The organism is Tunicatimonas sp., assembly GCF_049647865.1.
GTDB lineage: Bacteria > Bacteroidota > Bacteroidia > Cytophagales > Cyclobacteriaceae > Tunicatimonas.
The window spans coordinates 1-3,867 of record NZ_JBARYM010000925.1; the positions used below are offsets into that span (position 1 = coordinate 1).

Genomic DNA, 3,867 nt, shown 5'->3' on the forward strand with positions numbered 1-3,867 from the left:
CTCCTGAACCTAATGATCCTACTCAAATTATAATAACTCAGGAGTATCCCTCTTCACTACTAGCCACCGATACGGTGGTATGCGCGAACGAACCGTTCCTGCTAACCACTACAAGCGCTATTGCGCAACCCTTTTACTGGACAGGACCCGACGATTATTACTCAGAGGAAAATCAGCCGGAAACTATCCTTGCTAGTTATGACAGCGCCTACTACTACTTGCACCGGCAGGTAGCGGGCTGCGAAGTAGTCGACTCAATATTGGTCCAGACCCTACCAGTGCCTGCCGTAGTGCTAGCTGCTGACACTACTATTCGGGTGGGAACTTCCGTTGAACTGGCGCCCAGCACCGAAGCATCTTCTTCACTCATTTATCGCTGGACACCGGTAGAGGGATTATCCTGTGCTGACTGTATTAATCCGGTAGCTACGCCACTAGAGAGCGTCACTTATCAGCTAACGGTTGAAAACCAATTGGGCTGCACCCGAACTGCCTCCGTCAGCTTAGAAGTGATTGAGAATGAACCGGTGCCCGAGGTGCCCGAGGTGCCCGAGAAAGTTCGTATTCCCAACGCTTTTTCTCCTAACGACGATGGGTTAAACGATGTGTTTTTTCCGGTGGTTCAGCCCGGGGTTGAATGTCAGAAGTTGGAGATATACAACCGCTGGGGTGAGCTGATCTTCCAGCAACTTGATTTTCCTCCTAATCAGGAAGAATACGGCTGGAAAGGCTTTTACCAAGGCCGACGGCTTGACCCAGGTACCTATACTTATCGGTTGCTTGCTAAAGATCAGCAGGGGGAGCAGCTGACCTATTCGGGCAGAATTCGACTAATCCGGTAGATTTGGCCAATAAGAGTCCTCTTTAAGTAGATTTGAGAAAGTTAATCTGGGGCATCTTGCATAGAAAAAAGGGATATGCTATATAACGTCTACCGAAATGTTGATGAATGGCTCTTAAAAAGCGGTAGTAGCAATTCGCAATAATAGCTACCACCTGCCTCTGATCGATCAATACCTAAACGGGCGTTAAGTACACTATTGCTTAGCATAAAAAAATCAAACTCAACTTATGAAACACCTGATCATCAGGTAAGGCTAACGCTTTTTATTCGCTAATTTTACAAATAAGACATTTTTAAAAAACAGCGCAGAAATTTGCCATTATTGCACATATTCAAAGTCGTATTATTATTATTTTATTACCTAGTTCCTTTTCTTTGTAATTTAACCTTCGTTTATTTGTAGCTTCCTTTTTGTTGATTTAGTTGTCTAGCTGTTGTAGGCAAAAATTTTTAGTGTAGTAGACGTGCGAATAACCAACCTAATTTTTTTGTTCTTCTTGGTCTGTTTGGGTTCATGTATCCCTAACGAAAAGCTGGTATACTTTCCTAGTCCGGAGTTCAATACTGTTACGGCTACGCCTAAGTTCAATAGCCAACAGCGGTATAAGATACAGTCGCGAGACGTTTTGTCGATTAGAATAAAGACCTTAGATACTGAAACCGAGTCGTACTTTAATATTCAGTCGGAGAATGGATTTCAGCAGCTAAACCCAGCCGGATTATACATTAACGGGTATTCGGTTAGCTCGAGCGGCATGATTACTATTGCGGAGATTGGTGATATTAAGGTGGGGGGGTACACATTGGAAGAAGCTGAGGACATAATTCGGGAAGCAATAAGCAGCTACATTACCAATGCTACTATTTTAGTCAAACTTGTGAGCTTTAAGATTACCGTACTGGGGGAAGTGAACCAACCGGGTTATTACTACGTATTCAATGAGCAAGCTAATGTGCTGGAGGGGCTGGGGCTAGCGGGTGATTTAACCGACTTTGGCAACCGAGAAAATATAACGCTGATTCGGCAGACTGATCTGGGTACCGAAACAATCTTGCTGAACCTGAAAGACCCGGAGCTACTCACTTCAAAATACTACTTTTTGCAGCCTAACGATGTGCTGTACATACAACCGCTTCGGGCCAAGGCAACCCGTAATAATATTAGCACATTTGCTATATTAAGCGTATTGTTCGGAGCCATTTCATCAACGGTATTATTACTAGACTATTTAACGGGTAACTAGGTATGAAAAATATTCCGGAAGAAGAGTTTATCGATATTAGAAAAATCTTAAACCAAGTACTTAGTAAGTGGTACTACTTTGCGGCTTCGCTGTTCCTCTGTTTGGTTTTAGCGTACGTGCACCTCAAGACCACTCCCAAGCAGTACGAAGTGCAGGCTACTCTACAGTTAGAAGACCAAAGTATTAACGATAACAGCCTAGGGCGCGAACGGTTCATGGGGGGCGGGTTAGGTCTGCTATCCGGGAGTCCTCAGTTAGCCGATGAAATCGGCGTTCTTTCGTCTTACTCTATGGTGCGGAGAGCCATTCAGGAGCTAGACTTTACAATGAGCTACTTTCAGTACCCGGACAATTGGCTACTGGGGGGAAGGATGGGGCAGGAAATATACCGATCTGGTTTTCGGGTGCTCCCCACTGAGGGTCGTCCTCAGCTAGTGGGGGTCGCTGTTCACGTTAGCTTTCCCGATACCGCTCACTATCGGGTGGAAGTAGAAGCCGATGAGGCTAACCTATTTGACCTTGCCCAACAGAAAACGATTCAGGAGAAGCTAGCGGTTGATATTGATGAAACCCTACCGATCAATCAACCTTTTCAGTCGGACATGCTGAGCTTTCGTCTGTTCTTAGACTCCGGGTACGTAATTCAGGAAGATCAGCATTACTCCTTTCGGATCAATACACTTAATGGCTTAGCTCAAGCGTACGCGGGCAAGCTAGACATTACCCCAATCTCAGAAGAGTCAAGTATTGTTCAACTAAAAACCGAAGGAAGGGTACCAGAGAAAGAGAAGGACTTCATCAATACGTTGGCTAACATGTACATACAGTACGACCTAAGTAAGAAGAATCAGCTAGGACTGAGGGCTATTGAGTTTATTGATAGTCAGTTATCCACGGTGTATGATTCACTACAGTTGGTAGAGGGTAACTTAGAGTCGTTCCGGGCCTCAGATCAGATCATTAATATTAGTACAACGTCTCAGAACTTAAATGAACAACTTCAGGAATTAGAGGCGCAACAAGCTGAGTTAAAGGTACAACAGCAGTACTACCAGTACACTTCCAATTACCTTCGTAACAACGAAGAGGTAACCGATGTGGTGGCCCCCTCTTCGGTAGGAATCACCGATCCGCTGCTTAACAATTTGCTACAGGAGCTATCGGTTATGAGTCAAGAAAAGGTAGAAAAGGCCTACAGTTCCGGTGAAAACAACCCGGTACTGCGGGTGCTGGATGGTAAAATTAGAAACACCAAGGCGGCACTTGTTGAGAACATGGACAACCTGATAAATTCTAATCAGATTGCTATCAAAGAAAATCAACGTCGTATTAATCGGTTAGAGGCGCAACTAAATAAGCTGCCCGAAAGTGAGCGTAACCTGATTGCTATAGAGCGAAAGTTCTCCCTTAATGATAATATATACAACTACTTGCTAGAGAAGCGCGCTGAAGCTGGCATTGCTATCGCCTCTAACCTACCCGATAAAAGTGTGATTGATGAGGCCCGGGTGATGGGTGGTGGACCCGTTGCTCCTAAGCCAACCACTATTTTAGTACTAGCATTATTAGCCGGACTAGGCATACCGATAGCACTTATACAAGGCATCAACTTTTTTGATAATAAGGTTAATGATAAGAGTGATCTGGAAGACATACAGAATACTTACGTAGCCGGTCTAATTCCTCGAGCTCCAAAAGGGCAACGGCTGGCTAGCCCTGGTTTGTTATTGTCGGAAGCTTTCCGGTTTTTGCGACTCCAATTAGGTCAAAGCCAGAAGG

At 44.7% G+C, this 3,867-nt stretch carries 3 protein-coding genes; all 3 read left to right on the top strand.

Features of this window, described 5'->3' with window-relative positions; genetic code table 11:
- A partial coding sequence (locus WBA23_RS26150; RefSeq protein ID WP_424585219.1) for a gliding motility-associated C-terminal domain-containing protein occupies positions 1–842 on the top strand: 842 nt, incomplete at its 5' end.
- Between the two features lie 466 nt (positions 843–1,308).
- Positions 1,309–2,088 (top strand): polysaccharide biosynthesis/export family protein, encoded by a 780-nt coding sequence (locus WBA23_RS26155; RefSeq protein ID WP_424585220.1) that lies wholly within the window; start codon positions 1,309–1,311, stop codon positions 2,086–2,088.
- Between the two features lie 2 nt (positions 2,089–2,090).
- A partial coding sequence (locus tag WBA23_RS26160; RefSeq protein ID WP_424585221.1) for a GumC family protein occupies positions 2,091–3,867 on the top strand: 1,777 nt, incomplete at its 3' end.